This is a genomic window from Mycobacterium sp. (genome assembly GCF_044370595.1).
Lineage (GTDB): Bacteria > Actinomycetota > Actinomycetes > Mycobacteriales > Mycobacteriaceae > Mycobacterium.
This window is the reverse complement of the sequence record NZ_JBILVF010000258.1, coordinates 1-2,765: the sequence shown is the minus strand read 5'-3', so window position 1 is coordinate 2,765 and position 2,765 is coordinate 1. Positions and strand designations below refer to the sequence as shown.

Below are 2,765 nucleotides of genomic sequence, written 5' to 3'. Positions count from 1 at the left end.
CGACATCGACGCCACCCGCGCGCTCGACGAGACCGACGATTCCCGGCACGGGCCCGCCTATCTGCAGTACACCTCCGGTTCCACCCGGACGCCCGCCGGCGTGATCGTCTCGCACCGCAATGTCATCACCAACCTCGAGCAGACCGTCGCCAACTACTTCGAGGAGTTCGGCGGCACGGTACCTGCAGAGACCACGGTGGTGTCGTGGCTGCCGTTCTTCCACGATATGGGGCTCATCATGGGAGTCTGTGCGCCGCTGGTGACAGGCTGCAGTGCAACGTTGATCAGCCCGATGGCCTTCCTGGCCAAACCCGCGAGCTGGATCCTGCTGATGGCTCAGAGCCCCCGGTGTTTCTCCGGCGCACCCAACTTCGCCTTCGAACTCGCCGCCCGCAGGACCACCGACGCCCATATGGAAGGTCTCGATCTGAGCGGGGTGCACGCGATCCTCAGCGGAGCCGAGCGGGTGCACTACGGCACCGTCAAGCGGTTCGTCGACCGTTTCGCCAAGTTCGGGCTCGCCGAGAAGGTCATCCGGCCTGCCTACGGTCTGGCGGAAGCCACTCTTTACGTGGCCTCGCCACCGGTTGCCGACGCAGTCGTCACGGCACGCTTCAATCTGCGGCTGCTCGCGGCGGGCACCGCCGAGCGTTGCACGTCCGACCATGAGAGCGGTACCGAGTTGGTCAGCTACGGCGTGCCGCAGGACTACCCGTTGCGCATCGTCGACCCGGAGACCGGTATCGAGCGGCCCGCCGGCACCATCGGCGAGATCTGGACCCGTGGCGACAACGTCGCGTTGGGTTACTGGCGCAAAGCCGAACAGACAACGCGGGTCTTCCGCGGCCGCATCAACAAGCCGTCCGAGGGCACGCCGGCCGGCCCCTGGTTGCGCACCGGCGATCTCGGTGTGATCTCCGACGGAGAGCTCTTCATCATGGGACGCCTCAAGGATCTCCTCATCGTCGACGGGAGCAACCACTACCCCGAGGACATCGAGGCCACCATCCGAGAGATCACCGCCGGCCGGGTCGCCGCGATCGCCGTCGAGGACGGGGCCTCGGAGAACCTGGTCACGATTGTCGAGGTCAAACCCGGAGTGGACCTGCGCAGGGTCAGGGACACCTTGGCCAACGCCGTCTGGACGCTGCACAATCTGCGGATCGATGATCTCGTGCTTGTGTCGCCGGGTTCCATTCCGATCACGACCAGCGGCAAGATCCGTCGGTCGTCGTGCGGTGAGCTGTACCGCGACGGTGAGTTCCGGCGCCTGGACGCCATGGGCGTAGCCGTATGACCTTGCCCGGCCATGGAGAGGATGACCTCCGCAACTGGCTGGCGGACTACCTCATCACCAATGTCGGCTGCAGTCCCGAGAACATCCACGTTGACGTGGCCTTCAACCAAATGGGGGTCGGTTCTCGCGACGGGGTGGTGCTGGCCGGTGAGCTCACCGAATTTCTGGGCCGTTCGGTGTCGCCGGTCGACATCTGGCAAAACCCGACGATCGCCGGACTGGCGCACGCCCTGACCCATCCGGACTCCGAGGCATTGCGCACCACCGATGTCGGTCCCGCATCCTTGGCCGAACCGATCGCGATCATCGGACTCGGCTGCCGGCTGCCGGGCGATGTCAACGGACCCGACGAAATGTGGGACCTGCTGGCAGCGCGCCGCTCGACGGTGAGCACCGTGCCCGACGACCGGTGGAAGGCGTTCGACGACGGCTCTCCGCAGACCGCGCAGGCGTTGGCCGGCACCACACGGTGGGGTTCGTTCCTGTCCGACTACGCCGGTTTCGACGCCGAGTTCTTCGGGATCACCCCGCGCGAGGCCGATTACATCGACCCGCAGCAGCGTCTGATGCTCGAAGTGACCGTCGAGGCGCTCGAGCACGCCGGCATCCCGGCCGAATCGCTGCAGCGCTCGCAGACCGGCGTGTTCGTCGGCGCGTGCGTCAGCGAGTACGGGTTCCTGGCCTCCCGCGATCTGGGCGGTGTCGACGCGTGGACCGGCACCGGCGGCGCGCTGAGCATCATCGCCAACCGGCTGTCCTATCTCCTGGACCTACGCGGTCCGTCGCTGACCGTCGACACCGCCTGCTCATCCTCCCTGGTGGCGGTGCACCTGGCCTGTCAGAGCCTGCGCAGCGGGCAGTCTGATCTCGCCCTCGCCGGTGGGGTCAACCTGTTGCTCTCACCGGTCGTGACGCGCAGCTTCGACCAGGCCGGAGCCATGTCGCCCACCGGCGCCTGCCACGCCTTCGACGCGGCCGCCGACGGATTCGTTCGCGGTGAGGGCTGCGGTGTGGCTGTGCTCAAGCGGCTCTCCGATGCCGTGCGCGACGGCAACCGGGTCCTCGCGGTGGTGCGCGGGTCGGCGGTCAATCAGGACGGCCGGTCCAACGGCCTGATGGCGCCGAACCCGGCGGCTCAGGCGGCCGTGCTGCGGGCCGCGTGCGCCGACGCCGATGTGGAACCCACCGAGGTCGACTACGTGGAGACCCACGGCACCGGAACGCTGATCGGCGACCCCATCGAAGCCCGCGCCCTCGGCGCCGTCTACGGGCGGGGACGTCAGTCCGAGGCCCCGCTTCTGGTCGGCGCCGCCAAAACCAACCTCGGCCACCTGGAGGCGGCGGCGGGTCTCGTCGGTCTCGTCAAGGCCACGCTGGCGATCCAGCGTGGTGAGATTCCGCCCAATCAGCACTTCGACACCCCCAATCCGCACATCCCGTTCGACGAGCTTCATCTCAAGGTCGTCGA

The 2,765-nt window shown here is 67.5% G+C and carries 2 protein-coding genes; both read left to right on the top strand.

Going from position 1 to position 2,765, the window contains the following annotated elements; all coding sequences use genetic code 11:
* Positions 1 to 1,297 (top strand): AMP-binding protein (locus ADBZ5N_RS18545; RefSeq protein ID WP_526260016.1); only part of this gene is annotated, 1,297 nt, incomplete at its 5' end.
* Positions 1,294 to 2,765 (top strand): acyl carrier protein (locus ADBZ5N_RS18540; RefSeq protein WP_526260014.1); only part of this gene is annotated, 1,472 nt, incomplete at its 3' end. The genes ADBZ5N_RS18545 and ADBZ5N_RS18540, both read left to right, overlap by 4 nt.